This window comes from Brasilonema sennae CENA114 (assembly GCF_006968745.1).
GTDB lineage: Bacteria > Cyanobacteriota > Cyanobacteriia > Cyanobacteriales > Nostocaceae > Brasilonema > Brasilonema sennae.
Window position 1 is genome coordinate 6,571,657 of record NZ_CP030118.1, and the last position, 16,708, is coordinate 6,588,364.

The window sequence follows — 16,708 nt, forward strand, 5'->3', positions numbered from 1 at the left end:
GAAAAAAATCTTACAGCGTATTGCAAGTGATTGAGGTACAACGCTCTTGTCTAAAAGCCAGACACAAAGCTATTTTTACTTCTGACTTCTGACTTCTGACTTCTGAATTTTGCTGTATATTGATATAGTTCACAGAATGATGTAGTGTCACTATATATTCAGTAACAGCTACTTTGCGTAAAGGAGTCCAATATCTGGGATGAGTTCTCTTCGGAATTGGTTTAAAGGACTAGGAATGGCCATAGGTGGTATCAACCTGTTGTGTGCAAACTGTGCTATTGCCCAAATCATTCCAGATGCAACTCTACCTAATAATTCTCGCGTTACAACACAAGATAACATCAGAACTATTGAAGGTGGAACCCGAGCGGGAAATAATCTTTTTCACAGTTTCGAGCAGTTTTCTGTACCTGCTGGGACTACGGCTTCCTTTAACAATGCGGCAGAGATTCAAAACATAATTAGCCGGGTAACGGGTAAATCTTTCTCTAATATTGATGGTACTATTAACGCTTACGGTTCAGCCAACCTGTTTCTAATCAATCCTAACGGTATTATTTTTGGTCCCAATGCCTCGTTAAATATTGGGGGTTCATTTGTAGCAAGCACCGCAAGTAGTTTGAACTTTGCCGATGGTACTAAGTTTAGTGCCACAAATCCCCAAACCACACCGCTGCTAACAGTCAATGTTCCTATTGGCTTACAATTTGGCGCAACAGCAGCACCCATCCGTAATCAATCTCAAGCAAATCCAGATGGCGCAACTAATTTTTTTGAGGAACCTGCTGGTTTACAAGTAGCTATAGGCAAAACTTTGGCACTTATAGGCGGTGATGTAACGCTAGAAGGCGGAAGTTTATTGGCAAAAAGCGGACGAATTGAGCTAGGGAGTGTCGCAGGTAATAGTTTCGTCAGTTTGAACCCAATAAAACAAGGTTGGACAATGGGCTATGAGGGTGTCCAGACTTTGCAGAACATTCAACTTACCTCCGTGACAACTAACGGTTCTAGGATTCCATCTATTGTAGATGTTTATGGTAAAGATGGGGGTGGTTCTATTCAAGTGCAAGGAAAAACCGTAGAATTGAGTGGTCACATTGTAACCTTGCTAGCTGGAACTACAGGTGTTGGAGATAGTGGAGACTTAACGATTACTACTGAGAAATTAATTGTGCGGGATGGTGCACAACTCTTTAACGCTACATCAGGTGAGGGTGCAGGGGGAAATTTGACTGTAAATGCCTCCGAGTCTGTACAACTAATTGGTAGTTATACCGAACCAATTACTAGTAAAACTTATGCCAGTCTATTGTCTAGTTCCACTTTTGCTGCTGGTAAGGCGGGTGACTTAATAATCAATACTGGGAGATTGCGCATTCAAGATGGGGCAAAGGTCACAGCTGATTCTAGTGGAAGGCAAAACCCGTTAAATCCTAAAGAATTAATACCAGCTACAGGACAAGGAGGTCGTTTGATTGTTAATGCTTCTAAGTCTGTAGAAATTGTTGGAACCTTACCGGATGGTAGAGCTAGTGGTTTGTATGCTACGACTATAGGTTCTGCCGATGCAGGAAAATTGACAATCACCACAGGACAATTGATTGTTCAGGACAAGGCTACAGTAACTGTAAGCAGTGAAGCTCTGAAGAATTATATTTACCTGGGGAATCCACTGAACCTAGGAAAAGCGGGCGAACTCAATATCAATGCTCGCTCAATACTTCTGGATAATCAAGGCAAAATTACATCTGAAACTGATACTGGTCAAGGCGGAAATATTAACCTACAAGTGCGGGATTTATTACTGCTACGCCGCAACAGTCAAATATCCACCAATGCAGGCAAAGTACAGGCTATTGGCGATGGCGGTAATATTTTCATCAATGCTCCTAATGGCTTTATTGTCGCCAAACCAAAAGAAAACAGTAACATCACTAGCAATGCTTTCACAGGTTCTGGTGGCAAAATCCAAATCAACGCTACTGGTCTTTTTGGCATAGCACTGCGTAGTCGAGAAGACTTGGCAAGACAATTAGAAACCAACGACCCAACAAAACTCAACCCACAAAACCTACTTACAAACGATATCACGGCAATTTCTCAAACCAATCCGACTTTAAACGGCGTAGTAAATATCAATACACCTGAAGTTGATGTCAACGGTGGATTAATCAACTTACCTGTGGAACCAAAAGAACCAAGATTGGCACAAGGATGTGATGCAGGTGTCACGCAAAATCAAAGTGAGTTTATCATCACCGGACGCGGTGGTATACCACCTAACCCTAGGGAAGTTCTTAGAAGCAACAATGTGCAGGTAGATTGGGTGTCTTTGGGAGAGGATACAAATAATCCTTCAGATACTTCAAGCACAGAAACACAAAGGCAGAGAAGTAGAAACAATTCACAAAAAAGGAAAGATGTCAAATATCCACCGGATGAGATTGTAGAAGCGCAGGGGTGGGTGCTGGATAGTAATGGCGATGTGATTTTGGTCGCACAAGCACCTACTACGACACCTCATGGTTCTTGGTTGAATCCTACATCTTGTAAATGAAAGTACAAAGTCCATCTTAATGCTACTTAATAACATGACTGCCAGGCGGTTTACACTCCATTTATTTTGGTGGTTCTTAATTTTGAACTTTGTTCGCGCAGCGTGTCCTCTGGACATAGGACATATTTTGAATTTTGAATTTGAGCGAAGCGAGTGACAAGAGCCTAAAATTAAGAAACTTAGACTGATTGCTTGGTCAATCTCAGAATAAATAGGCGGAAGCACACGGGGAAACTAACGTGAGTCATGAATTTGATTACGATTTAGTCATTGTAGGCGCTGGAGTAGGCGGACACGGGGCTGCCTTACACGCAGTTAGCTGTGGTTTGAAAACAGCCATTATCGAAGCAGCGGATATGGGAGGAACTTGTGTTAACCGAGGCTGCATTCCATCTAAAGCACTGCTGGCGGCATCTGGACGTGTGCGAGAGTTAAGAGACGCCCATCATCTCAAGTCGCTGGGAATTCAACTGGGAAGTGTGGAATTCGACAGAGAGGCGATCGCCAACCATGCAAACAATCTCGTATCCAAAATACAAGGCGACTTAACCAATAGTCTCAAACGCTTGGGAGTCGATATCATTCGAGGTTGGGGTAAAATCGCAGGAACACAAAAAGTCTCTGTAACCACAGACAGCGGCGAAAAAACCATTACAGCAAAAGATATTATTCTTTCCCCTGGTTCTGTACCCTTCGTTCCTCCGGGTATTGAAGTTGATGGCAAAACTGTGTTTACTAGTGACCAAGGCGTGAAGCTAGAATCACTACCAGATTGGGTAGCAATTGTTGGCAGTGGATACATCGGCTTAGAATTTTCCGATGTTTACTCAGCTTTGGGCAGTGAAATCACGATGATAGAAGCCCTAGATCAGTTGATGCCAGGATTTGATCGTGATATTGCTAAACTAGCTGAACGAGTTCTCATCACTGGGCGTGATATTGAAACTCATGTGGGCATATACGCCAAAAAAGTCACTCCTGGTTCACCTGTCATTATTGAACTAGCGAACTTCAAAACCAAAGAAGACGTGGATGTGCTGGAAGTCGATGCATGTCTGGTTGCAACCGGACGCATTCCAGCAACAAAGAACCTGGGTTTAGAGTCTATTGGTGTGGAACTTGATCGTCGAAACTTTATCCCAGTCAACGACAGCATGGCAGTGCTATCTGCTGGTGAAGTCGTCCCTCATCTCTGGGCGATTGGTGACGCTAACGGTAAGATGATGCTGGCACACGCAGCTTCTGCTCAAGGTATCATCGCAGTAGAAAATATCTGTGGGCGGCACAAGGAAGTAGACTATCACAGTATCCCGGCAGCAGCGTTTACTCATCCAGAAATCAGTTATGTGGGGATGACTGAAGGCGCAGCCAAAGAAAAAGGTAGCGTTGAAGGATTTGAAGTCGGGACGGCGAAAAGTTACTTCAAAGGAAATTCCAAAGCTTTGGCAGAAGGTGAAGCTGATGGTATGGCAAAGGTCATTTATCGCAAAGACACAGGCGAAGTTCTGGGCGTTCACATCTTTGGGATACATGCTTCTGATTTGATTCATGAAGCGTCAGCGGCGATCGCCAACCGCCAATCTGTCCATACCCTTGCTCATTTGGTTCACGCCCATCCAACACTTTCTGAAGTGCTGGACGAAGCTTACAAACGAGCAATTGCTAGTTAGTCATTTGTCCTATGTCATTTGTCCTTTGTACTTGACAAATGACAAGTAATTAATGACTAATGACTAATGACTAATGACTAATAACTAATTATGCAAATCCGTCGCTGTAGACCTAGTCCACCTATTGCTGTATCCACAGTACGCTATCAAGTCGCTACGCCTGATGCCCAGCCAAACAATATTTTAGAAGAAATTGTTTGGCATAAGGAAAAAGAAGTTGAACGAATGCGAGAAAAGCTTTCTTTGCAGGAATTGCAACGTCAGGTGGTTGAAGCGCCTCTATCCCGTGATTTTGTAGCAGCATTGCAGCAAGGCAAAACAAAGCCAGCTTTGATTGCTGAAGTTAAAAAAGCGTCTCCCAGTAAAGGAATTTTACGAGAAGATTTTCATCCGGTGGAGATTGCTTTAAAGTATCAAAAAGCTGGTGCTAGCTGTATTTCGGTACTTACAGATGAAAAGTTTTTCTCTGGTAGCTTTGAAAATTTAGCTAAAATCCGCGCTCAAGTAGATTTACCGTTACTATGCAAGGATTTTGTCATATATCCTTACCAAATGTACATGGCGCGTGTTCGAGGCGCAGATGCAGTATTGTTGATTGCTGCTATACTCAGCGATCAAGATTTGCAGTACTTCGTTAAAATTGCCAAAGCTTTAAAAATGGCGGCATTGATTGAAGTCCATAGTTTAGCAGAACTCGACCGCGTGTTAACCATAGATGGTGTTTCACTGGTAGGTATAAATAATCGCAACTTGGAAGATTTCTCTGTTGATGTACAAACGACTTGCCAACTCTTAGCAGCAAGGGGTAAGGAATTACAGCAAAGGAATATTGTGGTTGTGAGTGAGTCAGGATTACATAACTTAGATGATTTGATTTTAGTAGAACAAGCAGGAGCATCAGCTGTTTTAATTGGAGAGTCTCTAATCAAACATCCAGATCCGGAGGAAGCGATCGCCAACCTCTTTGGTAAACCTTTAGCCCATGAATAATTGTAGCTTTAGGCAATTCGTTGATGCTTGTGTAACAATTCATTTAATGACAAGCAACTTCTGAGTTGTCCAAAATTTGAAATCAAATATTAATTTCATGGAGCAAATTCCTCTGCCTTCACCTGTTCACTACGAACTTATACTGCAACTGTTAGAGAGACAAACTATGGTAGCGGTTAACAATGATCCGAGTTTGCGGCATCAGGTAAATCAGCTGATTATTACCCTGCGTAAAGCGGCTGTACAACAAAAGCATCTGGAAGAAGTTTGCCAATCGTCTTTTAATATTGACCACCGTTGGTCGCTCAATCATCTCAACACTAAGAATATTGCTGCTGAGTAAATCAAACAAGACTTTTTTTATCGTTCGCGTTCGTAATAACCCAATACGATTCAATTAAGGTTAAAAAACCCTAACCTAAAATTATTCTTAACTGAACTGTATTGCAATATAGTAGAGACGTTACGCAACGGGAGAGTTAGCGATACTCAACGAGGAAAACTCCAAAGGTACGCTGACTGACATGTGACGTCTCTATACATCGTTGTGTCTTTGATTCAAACGAGAATGGCTATAGTTATTGAAGAAAGCAAAAATCATAGATCATCGCGGGAAGCACAGGATGACAGAAACAAGAGTTCGTCAACAATATGATAAAATGTCATCTGTGTATGATAAACGTTGGAAAAGCTACATTTCCAAGACACTATCCTTTGTTAAAAACTGGGCGCAAATCTCACCACTTGATACTGTACTTGATGTTGCTTGTGGCACAGGTGAGTTTGAACGGCTGCTACTGAGTGAATATCCAACACAACACATTGTTGGAGTAGACATTTCAGAGAAGATGCTGGAGATTGCCAAACACAAATGTAGCATTTATCCTCAAGTCTGGTTTCAAACAGCGAGTGTGTTAGCGTTACCATTTGCTAGTAACACTTTTGATGTTGTGATATCAGCCAGTTCGTTCCATTACTTTGACGATCCATTAGCTGCGTTAAGGGAAATGAAACGTGTCCTCAAACCTGAGGGCAAAGTTGTCATTCTGGATTGGTGCAAAGATTATTTTTTTTGGAAAATTAGCGACATTGTATTAAAGTTATTTGACCCAGCTTATAAACAGTGTTATACCCAAGACGAGTTTCATCACTTTCTTGCAGCTACAAATTTTACGATTCGCCGTGCAACTAGAGTTCGTTTCGATATCGTGTGGGGGCTGATGGTAGCTACAGCGACTCCCCAATATTAAACAGACGTGAGTCTGACAAATCTACAATCAAAAAAGCGAGTTGAATTATGAACTCGCTATCCTTGACAAATAAATTAAATTTTATCTTTTTTATTTTAGACACAAGCCTTTGTAAGAGGCTTACTCCATATATAAGCACAGTTCGACACTCCTAAACTAGCTGATTATTTCCTATATTGTCTCCAGCCAATCATATATTTTATCTAACTGTTCTATGGTAACTAACCCATATTGCCAAAGAATCATTGGCAAAGGACCTGGATTTTGCTCACTGCGACGCAAAGCGACTGCAATGGAAGCTGTAGAAATTGCCAAATCTTCCTGTAAAAAGCTAATAAATCTAGAATAGGTTAATGGTGACATCTTGTATTGGGTCTCCTCACATGGTGTGTATTTTTATATTTCAATTCACCACTTTTGGTGTAGTTGGAAGTAGCCAATAATTCTTCTATCACTGTGCCTTTGCTTAATAGATAACTCAGGAAAGTTTGTCTGGTGTTGCTCAAGGAATGCTTTTGTATCAAAAATAGACAGTCATACAACTTATCTTATAAGTCTTAAGCCGCACAATATTTAGATGAATTTATTACTTTATCCTTTTTACATCAGTGCTTTAGTTAGCTACAACTGTTGTAAGAAAGATTCCTTAGCCTAATATTCTCTTATTGACTACTCTTTACACGTATGTCAAAAGGAATATTTTTTGTGATCTAGGATAAAATTAGTTATCTAGTCTTGGAACAATAAAGCTTTTAAGAATTTGTATTGAGTTAACACACAAGTTTGAAGCCGCAAGTCGCACAGAATTTATACTGTTAGCGGAGCGGGACGCAGTCCATTCTGGCGACTAAGGCTTTTATTCTTTAACTTGTTAAAGAATGTCTTAAATTTCTTTTCTTTCCTAAAAATGCAATAAATATTTACACAAATCTGACAAAAGAAATTTTAGCTGTAAGACCCCGTGGGCAGGATCTCAATCTTTTTTACCGTATATTCCCTGATTTTAAAGACTCAATTTTTACAGAATCGCCAACCTTCAAGCCCAACTGTGCAGCCCGCCCGGAACGCAGTTCTATGACTTGATTAATTGGTGTCTGGGGACCGTAAGTAGGACAAGGAGTGGTGTTGCAAGGAGGTGCGGAAGCAGCAATGTACTGCACTTTCCCATTTAGCATAAAAACCATATCCAGTGCTACTGGTACATTCTTCATCCAGAAACTGGCTGGGAACGGTGATGGGAACTCAAACAGCATTCCACGGTTATCGGGTAAAGCTGGGCGATGCATCAACCCCATCGCTTGCTGTTGGGGTGTTTGTGCGACTTCTAATTCAATTTTTGTACCATCGGGAACAACCGCCACAGCTGAAATTGGTAGTTGTTGACCTGCATTCTTCGTTTGGTTTGAAGACATTGGTGCTTGGGATTGAGAACTAGGCGTAGCCGTGGGAAGAACTGCTTGTGTAGGAACAGAACAGCCCGCTAGCAAAATGCTCAAAACTATTGATAGCAAACTTAGCCAATTAATCATAGAAATTTTAGTCATTAGCTATTTATTTTGTTATTCACCTCACTTGCTCGACTCTTCCCACTCGTGTTCAAGTTTCTCTCAATACATAGCCTACACCTCGCACCGTTTGAATGAGTCGCTTTTGACCTTCGTCTTCTATTTTTAGTCGCAAGTAGCGAATGTAGACTTCAATCACATTCGACTCGCCCATAAAGTCGTAACCCCAAACATTTTCCAGTATTTGTTCACGGGTTAATACCTCACGGGGATGTTCCATCATATACTTAAGCAGGTCAAATTCCTTCATTGTTAAGTCAATCGCCCGTTCATTAACTATGGCGCGGCGGGTTGCTATATCTAAAACGAGATCACCAAAACGTAAGTGCTCGGAAGTATCGACTTCAGGTTTTAAGTATAAGCGAACCAGGTTCAAAAAATCCTCACCCCGGTAAGGCTTGAGAAAGTAATCATCAGCCCCAGCATCTAAGCAAGCTACGCGATCATCCACTGTATCGCGTGCCATTAGCACTAGCACAGGCGATCGCATTCCAGTCGTTCTAAAATTTTTACATAACGACAGTCCTGATTCTCCTGCTAGCATTCGGTCAATCACAACTAAAGCAGGTTCGCGATCGCGACTATATTGTATACCATTCGTCCCATCATGAGCCACGATGGGATCATAACCAGCTTCTTTCAAATCGAAAGCAAGCTGATTTGCGAGATTTTCATCGCTTTCAATTAGCAATACACAAGGGTTATGAGCTACCGTCATATTAATTTTGGATGTTCGATTTTAGATTTAGGATTTTGACTGAGTTGGTAGAAGTGCAGTTTACGGATTTTTGCTGATCAATCAATCTTGACTTGACACGTGTTCTACCGACCATGTATTAGCACATATAAGTATCTGCCATACAAATCGACAGATACAGTCATTTTAATCACTAATTTCAAATCTCGCTGGCGTTGTTTATGAGTTAAATCATAAATTCTACTTTTAGACAACGCCTCACTCATCCAAAATCCCAAATAACCCTAGGGTAATTCTACAGAGCTAGGCTTAGCTATATGTGGTAAACCCCAACCCAGTTTTTCTCGTAAAATCTTGAAAAATTCTGCGGGTTGGAGACGAACAAACGGGGCGCAATAGGGTGACTTCTCTACAGAAACTCTATCGTCTGGCAGAACATAGCACCCTCCATTACCATCCACAGTCATCACCAGCCGAGGAGTATTCACTGGGTAGATATTAAGTGGTTCACTATCTGGAAATACCAAAGCTCTAGAAGCCAGAGAATGAGGACATATGGGTACAAGCTGGAGTACGGGTACACCCGGAGTCACGACTGGACCGCCAGCACTCAACGAATATGCTGTAGAACCTGTCGGCGTAGATACTATCACACCATCTGCTGCAATGTCTACTGCTGCGTGCCGACCAATTGCTATCTCAAAATGACACATAGAGGTCAATGGTTCTCGATGCAGCACCATCTCATTTAAGCACAGAGCTTCCCACATGACATAATCTTCCCGAAAAACTCTGATTGTGAGCATCGCTCTTTCCTCAATCTCATAATCACCCAGAAGCAACTTTTCTATTGCTTGGGGTAATTGATTGAGATAAGTTTCGGTCAAAAATCCCAAGTGACCGGTGTTGACCGTTAAAATCGGGATACCACAAGGAGCAACTAAGCGAGAAGCAGCCAGAACTGTACCGTCTCCCCCTAACACCACCGCAAATTTCATATCTGAATCAAATCCGGGAGGTGTTAGTCCCTCTATTGGGGTGTGGCATACGGGACTTTCCGGTGTAGAATAACCCAAGATTCCGCCGACAGCTGATGTGACACAGATATCCCAACCTGCGGCGGTTAATGTCTGTTTCAGTTCGATAGCGATTCGGCTTGCTACCGGCTTAACGTCATTGTAGATAATGCCTGCTTTGGGCACACTGAAATATCCAATTATTGGTGACGCACTTTATTATGTTAATCGTTGCACATTTTGGGCTATTTAGTCATTAATATTTTGTCTTTGTGTCAGAACTACTGAGTCATGACTTATGACTGATAGCTACTGAGTGTCGGTTTTCTTAAACGGGGACCTTTTTGGTTTTTGCTTTTTGGGCTGAATCTTCTGGTAGTCTAACTCCTTGAGCTTCTTCAAAATTCGGCTGAAGTACTCTTGCAGGTAAGTTTCTACGGTTGCGGTTTCGTTTGGATCTAACCCAAAAACCTGATAAACTTCCTCCATTGGAGCATTTAGCGGCTTACCACTGGCGATGACTTCTGTAAAAGCAAGTCTATCTGAGACGTTCCATCCCCACTGAAAAAAGCGTATGACTCGGCGCACGGTACGTAGTAAATTAATTGGCAACCGTGTAATCCGCGCTTCTTTTCCGGATAAGCGTTCACACAAGGCTATAATTTCCTCGGCACTCCAAGCACGAGTTCCCACCACTGGAAAAGTTTGCTTTTCGGCTTCTGGTACCTTCAGCGCGCGAATGGCAAATTTAGCAACATCCTGAGTGTCCATGTAGGCGATCGCAGACGAATCTCCTGTTACCCAAACAGGCTGTGCTTCCAAGATGGGAATTCCATATTGACCAATTAAGCCTTGCATGAAGCCAGACAGTCGCAATATGGTGTAATTTAAACCAGATTCAGCCAAAAAGAGTTCTGTACACCGCTTAATATCCATCAGCGGTACGTCTGGATATTTTTCAGCATCCACTATGGAGAAAAAGATAAAACGTTCTACACCTGCAGCAACAGACTCTTGAATCAAAGAGACTTTGCCTTCCCAATCTACTTGTCTGATACTAACAGAATCGGCAGGACGAGATGTTGACGCATCAATAACTGCTGTCACACCTTCAAGTGCTGCTGTCAATGTCTGACGATAGCATAAATCTCCTCGTACAACTTCTGCTCCCCACTCTTTTAAAAACGCGGCTTTTTTTGCATTCCGAACAAGACACCGGACTTTATACCCCTCATCGATCGCACGACGAGCCACTTGTCTCCCTAAGGTACCAGTGGCACCAATTATTAATAATGTCATGAGAGCTTTTTACAAAATTTAAACTTTTATGAATAAAATCTTATCAGACTTGACTATGCAAACAAAATTTTACACGCTTTTAAAGCGCGTATACGAGACAAAGAGACTTTAAAGTTGTCTCTTGTCTCTAACGCGATGCTTTTTTACAGCGATTCCTCTTCTCCACCCTGAACTTTGAGCAACAAAGCGCCTAAAGCCCAGCCTACAAAGATTAATCCGAAGGACAACAAAGCTGCATTCAACATTTCGCCGCTCATTGCTGCAATTCTCCTTTGCAAATTGTTTAATTAAGTTAAGTTTACCAGAGCCTGAAAGAGGTGCCAAAGTATTAGACTAGTGTAAAACATTGTAAAGTAGCCGATATCCCAAGTCGTCCTCCTTGTCTCCCTCCGATTGAATATTTTTTTATTTGCAAGTCCTTGAGTCAAGAACTGACCAAACAAGTCTGTTTTGAGCAAATTCCTGCTCTCTACGAAGTTGAAGTGTATCTTGAGAAGGAATAATATGCCAACAATGTACAAATTAGATGAAAAAGATATAACACCAGTGCAAAGCCGCCCACGCTTAGCATTAACACTGGGAGATCCAGCAGGAATTGGACCAGAAGTTATTTTAAAAGCTTTAGCCGATCCAGAAGTTAGCAAAAGTTGTGATCTGACGGTCGTGGGTAGCCGTAGTTTATTAGTAGAGATTTATACGAAACTAAAATTAGCCAAGAATTCTCAGCCTTTAGCAAATCCAGAAGAACTATCAATTTTTGATGTGCCCTTAGACAAGCACATACAGGATGAAATTCTTATTGGAACTGGGAATGCAGCGAGTGGTGCGGCTAGCTTTGCTTATATGGAAACTGCAATTGCCCAAACACTAGCAGATCAATTTGATGGTATCGTCACAGGTCCAATTGCCAAATCAGCCTGGAAGGCGGCAGGGTATAATTATCCAGGTCAAACAGAACTTTTGGCTGAAAAGTCGGGTGCCAAGCGTGTAGGAATGTTATTTGTCGCCCGTTCGCCCCATACTAACTGGACACTTTGTACTCTGCTTGCTTGCACACATGTGCCATTAAGTCAAGTACCCAAAGTATTAACACCGCAGTTGATGACAGAAAAACTTGACTTGCTGGTGGAGTGTTTGGAGAAAGATTTTGGTTTAGAAAGGGCGAGGATTGCGATCGCTGGTTTAAATCCCCACAGCGGCGAACAAGGACAACTCGGACACGAAGAACAAGATTGGTTAATTCCCTGGATTTCGCAAGAACGTAAAAACCGCCCAAATTTCCAATTAGACGGTCCGGTTCCACCAGATACAATGTGGGTTAAGCCAGGACAAGCTTGGTATGGTAACATTGACCCTTCGGCTCCGCTCAGGGTAAACCCGTCACAAGTAGCAGATGCTTACATTGCACTGTACCATGACCAAGGTTTAATACCCGTAAAGTTGATGGCATTTGACAGAGCAGTCAATACTTCTATAGGTCTTCCTTTTATTCGTACATCACCGGATCATGGGACGGCATTTGATATTGCCGGTAAGGGAATTGCCGATGCTAGGAGTATGAAAGCAGCAATTCTGTTAGCAGCTGAGTTGGTATCCCAGAGGCGAAAAGTAAAGCTGTAATCGCAGTATACGCAATAGCGCCAAAAAATTATGAAAATGCTTGTGGATGCCATTTTAGTTGTTACTGGACCAGAGTACAAAGCTGTTTGCAAAGGATTAAATCGGCTTGCAGTTCCCACACCGCCTGTTTTTCCGATTCCTATGGGTTCTTCAGCATTAACCAAACATTTAGAACAATGGTTGGAAGCTGAACATCTTTCTCATCATCCGCAACCGAGAGTTTTGTTGATGGGGTTATGTGGAAGTTTGTCAAGTAAATATAGTGTTGGTAAAGCTGTACTGTATCGAAGTTGCGTTTATCCTGGTACAGACGAAAAGAAAAGTGCTGCTGAACTTTTGTGCGATCGCGAGTTAACAAAGATAGTCCAAAACCAATTACAAGATAGAGTTTTTACGGGTGTTGGTTTGACGAGCGATCGCCTGATTTATTCTGCCAGTGAAAAACTTCAATTAGGTCAAACATATCATGCTGACGTTGTAGACATGGAGGGATTTGCAGCATTAGAATTTTTGAGTCAGCGAGGAATTGCTGTAGCAATGTTGCGAGTCATCAGCGACGATGCACATCACAATATTCCTAACCTCACCAATGCATTTCACTCTGATGGTTCTTTGCAGGCATTTCCTTTAGCAATGGAACTCCTTAGACAACCAATTGCTGCAAGTCGTCTTGTTTCTGGTTCTCTGAGGGGATTACGTATTTTAGAGGATTTAACAACTTTTTTGTTTAACACGGTAGATATTTGACGTTTGTTTTAAACTCAAATTACGTCGTCAATTCGACAGAGCGCTTAATAATGACACAAATCACATTTAAAGTTCAAGCTTTTTGGGATAAAGATGCACAAGTCTGGGTTGCAACGAGTGAAGACGTGCCAGGATTAGTCACTGAAGCTTCTACAATTGAGGTTCTTACACAAAAGCTTCGAGATATGATTCCAGAACTCATCATTATAAACAGAATTGTACCTTCTGACTATGCGGGTTCTATCACTTTTGAGTTAATCAGTCATCGGCAAGAGTTAATTTCGGTAACTAACTAAATGAGTGCGTCATTTACTGCTGAGTTGAAAAAGATTCTTTCTGAAGCTGGTTGTTACTTTGAACGGCAAGGTAAAGGAGACCATGAAATCTGGTACAGTCCAATTACAGATCGTCGATTTGTGGTAGATAGTTCTATCAAGTCACGCCATACAGCCAACGCTGTTTTGAAACAAGCTGGGCTGTCTAAAGCCTTTTAACGAGTCAATACTTCTAATATGACATCACCATCAGCAGTTGCTCTTTCGATGTGGACTCCTCTGCGTCAGCCAGTCTTTCGTGCCTTGTGGGTAGCATCAGCAGTGTCAAGCATTGGAACTTGGATGCACGATGTCGGCGCATCATGGTTAATGACAACTCTTGCCCCCAATTCACCGTTGTTAGTGGCGCTGATGCAGGCGGCGTCTAGCTTACCATTTTTTTTGCTGGCGTTACCAGCAGGAGCACTTGCTGATGTTGTTGATCGTCGCAAGATGCTGCTGTGGACACAGGGTTGGATGTTAGTCGTAGCTGCTTTGTTGGGTGTGCTGACAATAGCTCACATAACAACTCCGTGGATACTCTTAGGGTTAACCTTTGCTCTGAGTATCGGTAGTTCGATGAATATGCCTGTTTGGCAAGCTGTAACGCCCGAACTCGTAACGAAAGAAGAACTGCCGCAAGCTGTCACTCTCAGTGGTATTGTTGTTAATTTATCTCGCTCAATTGGTCCAGCCGTAGCAGGGATTGTCATCGCCACAGCAGGAACGGGTGTTGTTTTCCTGCTAAACGCTGCTTCGTTTGTCAGTGTGATATTTGTGATTTCTCGCTGGAAACGTACGGATGAAAAGAGTGCTTTACCCACAGAACGGTTTGTGGGAGCTATGCAAGCAGGGGTACGTTACATCCGTTACGCCCCAGTCTTTCAATCTGTACTGATTAGGACAGTAGCCTACATTTTCTTTGCTAGCGCTTTGTTTGCCCTACTACCACTGCTGGGGCGTAAAGAGTTGGGGCTGGATGCGTTTGGATATGGTGTCGTTCTTGGCTTTTGGGGTATTGGTGGCTTAATAGGAGCGTTTATTTTACCCAAAGCACGAGAGAAATTTTCAATCGACAGCCTGGTGGCGATCGCATCCTTAGTGATGGCTGCGATGATGCTGGCACTAGCATATTTCCGGATTGTACCACTGGTGTGGGTAGTGATGCTACTGGTGGGCATTTCGTCCCTGTGCGTGATGGTTAGTCTGACTGTCACAGCCCAAACATCAGTTCCAAGCTGGGTGCGTGCTAGAGCTTTATCTGTACAATTGCTTGTGTTCCAAGGAAGTATGGTGTTGGGCAGTCTTTTGTGGGGTACTTTGGCTCAACATACAAGTATCTCGACTGCCCTTACCAGTGCTGCTGTAGGATTAATTGTGTGTGTCCTGCTGACAAGGCGTTATCGTCTTCGCTGTGCTGAAAAATTGGACTTACAAGCGTCGCTGCATTGGGATCAGCCACGCATTGCTTTTGAACCTTGCCCAAATGATGGCCCTGTTTTAATTACTTTAGAATATCGCATTGACCCAGCAAACGCTGAAGAGTTTACCAAGGTGATGCAAGCATTTAGCCAAATTCGCCGGCGTGATGGTGCGATTCAATGGGGCTTGTATCAAGATTTATCTGATCCTAGTCGCTTTGTGGAAACAATCCTTGTAGAGTCTTGGGCAGAACACAAAAGGCAATTTGCGCGGGTGACGAATACAGATAGAGTGATTGAGGAACGAGTCCGTGCTTTTCACATTGGTGATGAACCGCCCAAGGTTTTACAGATGATTTATTCAAACCCCAACAGGCGTCCATGTTAGGCAATTCAAAATTCAAAATATGCCCAAAGGGCACGCCAAAGGCGAACAAAATTCAAAATGAAAGAACCAGGAAGAAGTTTTATCAGTTAAAACAATAATCCCACCTAGTTGCTGTGTAGGTGGGGTATTGATGAACGGGATTTACACAATCAAACAAAAATTAACGTCTTCAAAGAATGAAAGGTGTAAGGCTAGAGGTACAATGGATTGCGCCTGTATTGGTGTAGAGACAGTACCACAATCCCGGCTATTACTACACACTTCACTCCTCACTGCCAGTCTTAACAAAAGATTTGGTGTGTAGGTTCAAGATTAACAGAAACATTGCAGGAAAAACCTGCCGCTACCGCGATCAGTGTCGAAGTTCACAAGATGCTCCCTAATTATCTAGAGTGTTTAATTCTATATACAACTTAGGAAAAGACAAACAGGAAAATAAGCTAGCCTATCACAAATATTTAGCCAAGCAAAATATTTTCCTTTTCCAAAGAATCTGTTAAGAAATATCAAGTAGGAAGTGCTATGGCAGCATTAAATAAATATTTTTGGTAATCACGAGCTGTTAAGCAGTAATTATGATTATTCTGCCCAGAGTGAACCTCTGTTTATTGTGAATGCTGCTGTCGATTACAACCACATATTATCCAGCTACAGATTTAGGATACCTACTGCATAAACACCCAGATCGTTGTTAGTCTTTTCCTCTTTCCTTTGGACAAGCGCACGTCTTCTATCCAGAAGCAAATGAGCAACGATGCACTGCAGCACTGCTTTTGGATATTGATCCAGTGAAGTTAGTGAGCGGACGTGCTGCAAATCGCTAACAATATGTTAGCGATTTATTGTTAAAGGCGATCGCCAGATTGTTCAGCCTGCTGTCAAGTGTCGAGGACGCGAATATCTGCGAATGATTTACGATCCCGAATATTCAACGCCTGAGAATTTGCAACATTTAAGTCAACGGGGACTATCTGTCAAGCGTTCTTTAGCGATGCGGGAGTTTGCTTTGGGTGTCGAGGCTTTGGAGCTATTTGTTGCTCATGTTCCACTGCGTCGTGTGCATGAGTGTGTTTTTGGTATTTTGGCGATGGAGAGCGAACCTGTTGATCCAAGATTGTAAAAAGTTTTGTAGCCACTAGCTCATTTTGGGGAAAAACAAAATTTGTCTGCAAGT

The 16,708-nt window shown here is 42.4% G+C and carries 16 protein-coding genes and 2 pseudogenes; 12 read left to right on the forward strand and 6 right to left on the reverse strand.

All coding sequences use genetic code 11. The features are described 5' to 3' along the window. Positions 1 to 199 precede the first annotated feature (199 nt). The 5 genes from DP114_RS27380 to DP114_RS27400 all read left to right on the forward strand — a co-directional run bounded on the left by DP114_RS27380 (position 200) and on the right by DP114_RS27400 (position 6,467). Positions 200 to 2,557 (forward strand): two-partner secretion domain-containing protein, encoded by a 2,358-nt coding sequence (locus DP114_RS27380; protein ID WP_171977626.1) that lies wholly within the window; start codon positions 200 to 202, stop codon positions 2,555 to 2,557. Positions 2,558 to 2,796: 239 nt separating this feature from the next. After that, entirely contained in the window at positions 2,797 to 4,227 is a 1,431-nt protein-coding gene (gene lpdA, locus DP114_RS27385; protein ID WP_171977627.1) for a dihydrolipoyl dehydrogenase, read from the forward strand. Positions 4,228 to 4,317: 90 nt separating this feature from the next. After that, the gene (gene trpC, locus DP114_RS27390; RefSeq protein ID WP_169263002.1) at positions 4,318 to 5,217 is read left to right on the forward strand and encodes an indole-3-glycerol phosphate synthase TrpC; all 900 of its coding nucleotides are present in this window, start codon (positions 4,318 to 4,320) and stop codon (positions 5,215 to 5,217) included. A 97-nt stretch (positions 5,218 to 5,314) separates the two neighbouring features. Beyond that, entirely contained in the window at positions 5,315 to 5,560 is a 246-nt protein-coding gene (locus DP114_RS27395; RefSeq protein ID WP_169263001.1) for a DUF5340 domain-containing protein, read from the forward strand. A 280-nt stretch (positions 5,561 to 5,840) separates the two neighbouring features. Then, a complete protein-coding gene (locus tag DP114_RS27400; RefSeq protein WP_171977628.1) occupies positions 5,841 to 6,467 on the forward strand; it encodes a class I SAM-dependent methyltransferase in 627 nt (208 codons plus the stop codon). A 171-nt stretch (positions 6,468 to 6,638) separates the two neighbouring features. Here DP114_RS27400 and DP114_RS27405 read toward each other — a convergent pair whose 3' ends face one another. The 6 genes from DP114_RS27405 to petM form a co-directional block, all read right to left on the reverse strand. Continuing rightward, positions 6,639 to 6,830, reverse strand: a complete 192-nt coding sequence (locus DP114_RS27405) for a DUF2949 domain-containing protein (protein ID WP_169262999.1) — start codon at positions 6,828 to 6,830, stop codon at positions 6,639 to 6,641. 620 nt (positions 6,831 to 7,450) lie between these two features. Beyond that, entirely contained in the window at positions 7,451 to 7,996 is a 546-nt protein-coding gene (locus DP114_RS27410) for a DUF192 domain-containing protein (RefSeq protein WP_171978316.1), read from the reverse strand. Positions 7,997 to 8,063: 67 nt separating this feature from the next. Then, positions 8,064 to 8,750 (reverse strand): response regulator transcription factor NblR, encoded by a 687-nt coding sequence (nblR, locus tag DP114_RS27415; RefSeq protein ID WP_171977629.1) that lies wholly within the window; start codon positions 8,748 to 8,750, stop codon positions 8,064 to 8,066. A 263-nt stretch (positions 8,751 to 9,013) separates the two neighbouring features. Beyond that, positions 9,014 to 9,931, reverse strand: coding sequence for an NAD(+) kinase (locus tag DP114_RS27420; protein ID WP_169262997.1), 918 nt, complete (start codon positions 9,929 to 9,931; stop codon positions 9,014 to 9,016). A 123-nt stretch (positions 9,932 to 10,054) separates the two neighbouring features. Then, positions 10,055 to 11,044 (reverse strand): SDR family oxidoreductase, encoded by a 990-nt coding sequence (locus tag DP114_RS27425; protein ID WP_169262996.1) that lies wholly within the window; start codon positions 11,042 to 11,044, stop codon positions 10,055 to 10,057. Positions 11,045 to 11,187: 143 nt separating this feature from the next. Further along, complete coding sequence (gene petM / locus DP114_RS27430; RefSeq protein ID WP_169262995.1) at positions 11,188 to 11,301, reverse strand: cytochrome b6-f complex subunit PetM; 114 nt, start codon at positions 11,299 to 11,301, stop codon at positions 11,188 to 11,190. A 256-nt stretch (positions 11,302 to 11,557) separates the two neighbouring features. Here petM and pdxA point away from each other — a divergent pair, with 256 nt between their 5' ends. The 7 genes and pseudogenes from pdxA to DP114_RS27465 form a co-directional block, all read left to right on the forward strand. After that, positions 11,558 to 12,664 (forward strand): 4-hydroxythreonine-4-phosphate dehydrogenase PdxA, encoded by a 1,107-nt coding sequence (gene pdxA, locus DP114_RS27435; RefSeq protein WP_171978317.1) that lies wholly within the window; start codon positions 11,558 to 11,560, stop codon positions 12,662 to 12,664. Between the two features lie 30 nt (positions 12,665 to 12,694). Beyond that, positions 12,695 to 13,411 (forward strand): 5'-methylthioadenosine/S-adenosylhomocysteine nucleosidase family protein, encoded by a 717-nt coding sequence (locus DP114_RS27440; RefSeq protein WP_318284248.1) that lies wholly within the window; start codon positions 12,695 to 12,697, stop codon positions 13,409 to 13,411. Positions 13,412 to 13,461: 50 nt separating this feature from the next. Continuing rightward, positions 13,462 to 13,707, forward strand: coding sequence for a DUF1902 domain-containing protein (locus DP114_RS27445; RefSeq protein WP_169262994.1), 246 nt, complete (start codon positions 13,462 to 13,464; stop codon positions 13,705 to 13,707). Next, a complete protein-coding gene (locus DP114_RS27450) occupies positions 13,708 to 13,905 on the forward strand; it encodes a type II toxin-antitoxin system HicA family toxin (RefSeq protein ID WP_169262993.1) in 198 nt (65 codons plus the stop codon). It begins immediately after the preceding gene. Between the two features lie 18 nt (positions 13,906 to 13,923). After that, positions 13,924 to 15,534 carry an MFS transporter gene (locus tag DP114_RS27455; protein WP_246162834.1) on the forward strand — a complete coding sequence of 537 codons (1,611 nt, stop codon included), beginning with the start codon at positions 13,924 to 13,926 and terminating at the stop codon, positions 15,532 to 15,534. Positions 15,535 to 16,148: 614 nt separating this feature from the next. Beyond that, positions 16,149 to 16,355, forward strand: a pseudogene (locus DP114_RS27460) (3' terminal RNA ribose 2'-O-methyltransferase Hen1); the annotation flags it as partial. A 14-nt stretch (positions 16,356 to 16,369) separates the two neighbouring features. Next, positions 16,370 to 16,654: pseudogene (locus tag DP114_RS27465) on the forward strand (polynucleotide kinase-phosphatase); the annotation flags it as partial. Between the last annotated feature and the right edge of the window lie 54 nt (positions 16,655 to 16,708).

Coding starts and splice junctions, on each gene's coding strand:
- DP114_RS27380 (WP_171977626.1), top strand. CDS start 200: ATGAGTTCTCTTCGGAATTGGTTTAAAGGACTAGGAATGGCCATAGGT.
- trpC (WP_169263002.1), top strand. CDS start 4,318: ATGCAAATCCGTCGCTGTAGACCTAGTCCACCTATTGCTGTATCCACA.
- DP114_RS27395 (WP_169263001.1), top strand. CDS start 5,315: ATGGAGCAAATTCCTCTGCCTTCACCTGTTCACTACGAACTTATACTG.
- DP114_RS27400 (WP_171977628.1), top strand. CDS start 5,841: ATGACAGAAACAAGAGTTCGTCAACAATATGATAAAATGTCATCTGTG.
- DP114_RS27405 (WP_169262999.1), bottom strand. CDS start 6,830: ATGTCACCATTAACCTATTCTAGATTTATTAGCTTTTTACAGGAAGAT.
- DP114_RS27410 (WP_171978316.1), bottom strand. CDS start 7,996: ATGATTAATTGGCTAAGTTTGCTATCAATAGTTTTGAGCATTTTGCTA.
- nblR (WP_171977629.1), bottom strand. CDS start 8,750: ATGACGGTAGCTCATAACCCTTGTGTATTGCTAATTGAAAGCGATGAA.
- DP114_RS27425 (WP_169262996.1), bottom strand. CDS start 11,044: ATGACATTATTAATAATTGGTGCCACTGGTACCTTAGGGAGACAAGTG.
- petM (WP_169262995.1), bottom strand. CDS start 11,301: ATGAGCGGCGAAATGTTGAATGCAGCTTTGTTGTCCTTCGGATTAATC.
- pdxA (WP_171978317.1), top strand. CDS start 11,558: ATGTACAAATTAGATGAAAAAGATATAACACCAGTGCAAAGCCGCCCA.
- DP114_RS27440 (WP_318284248.1), top strand. CDS start 12,695: ATGAAAATGCTTGTGGATGCCATTTTAGTTGTTACTGGACCAGAGTAC.
- DP114_RS27445 (WP_169262994.1), top strand. CDS start 13,462: ATGACACAAATCACATTTAAAGTTCAAGCTTTTTGGGATAAAGATGCA.
- DP114_RS27450 (WP_169262993.1), top strand. CDS start 13,708: ATGAGTGCGTCATTTACTGCTGAGTTGAAAAAGATTCTTTCTGAAGCT.
- DP114_RS27455 (WP_246162834.1), top strand. CDS start 13,924: ATGACATCACCATCAGCAGTTGCTCTTTCGATGTGGACTCCTCTGCGT.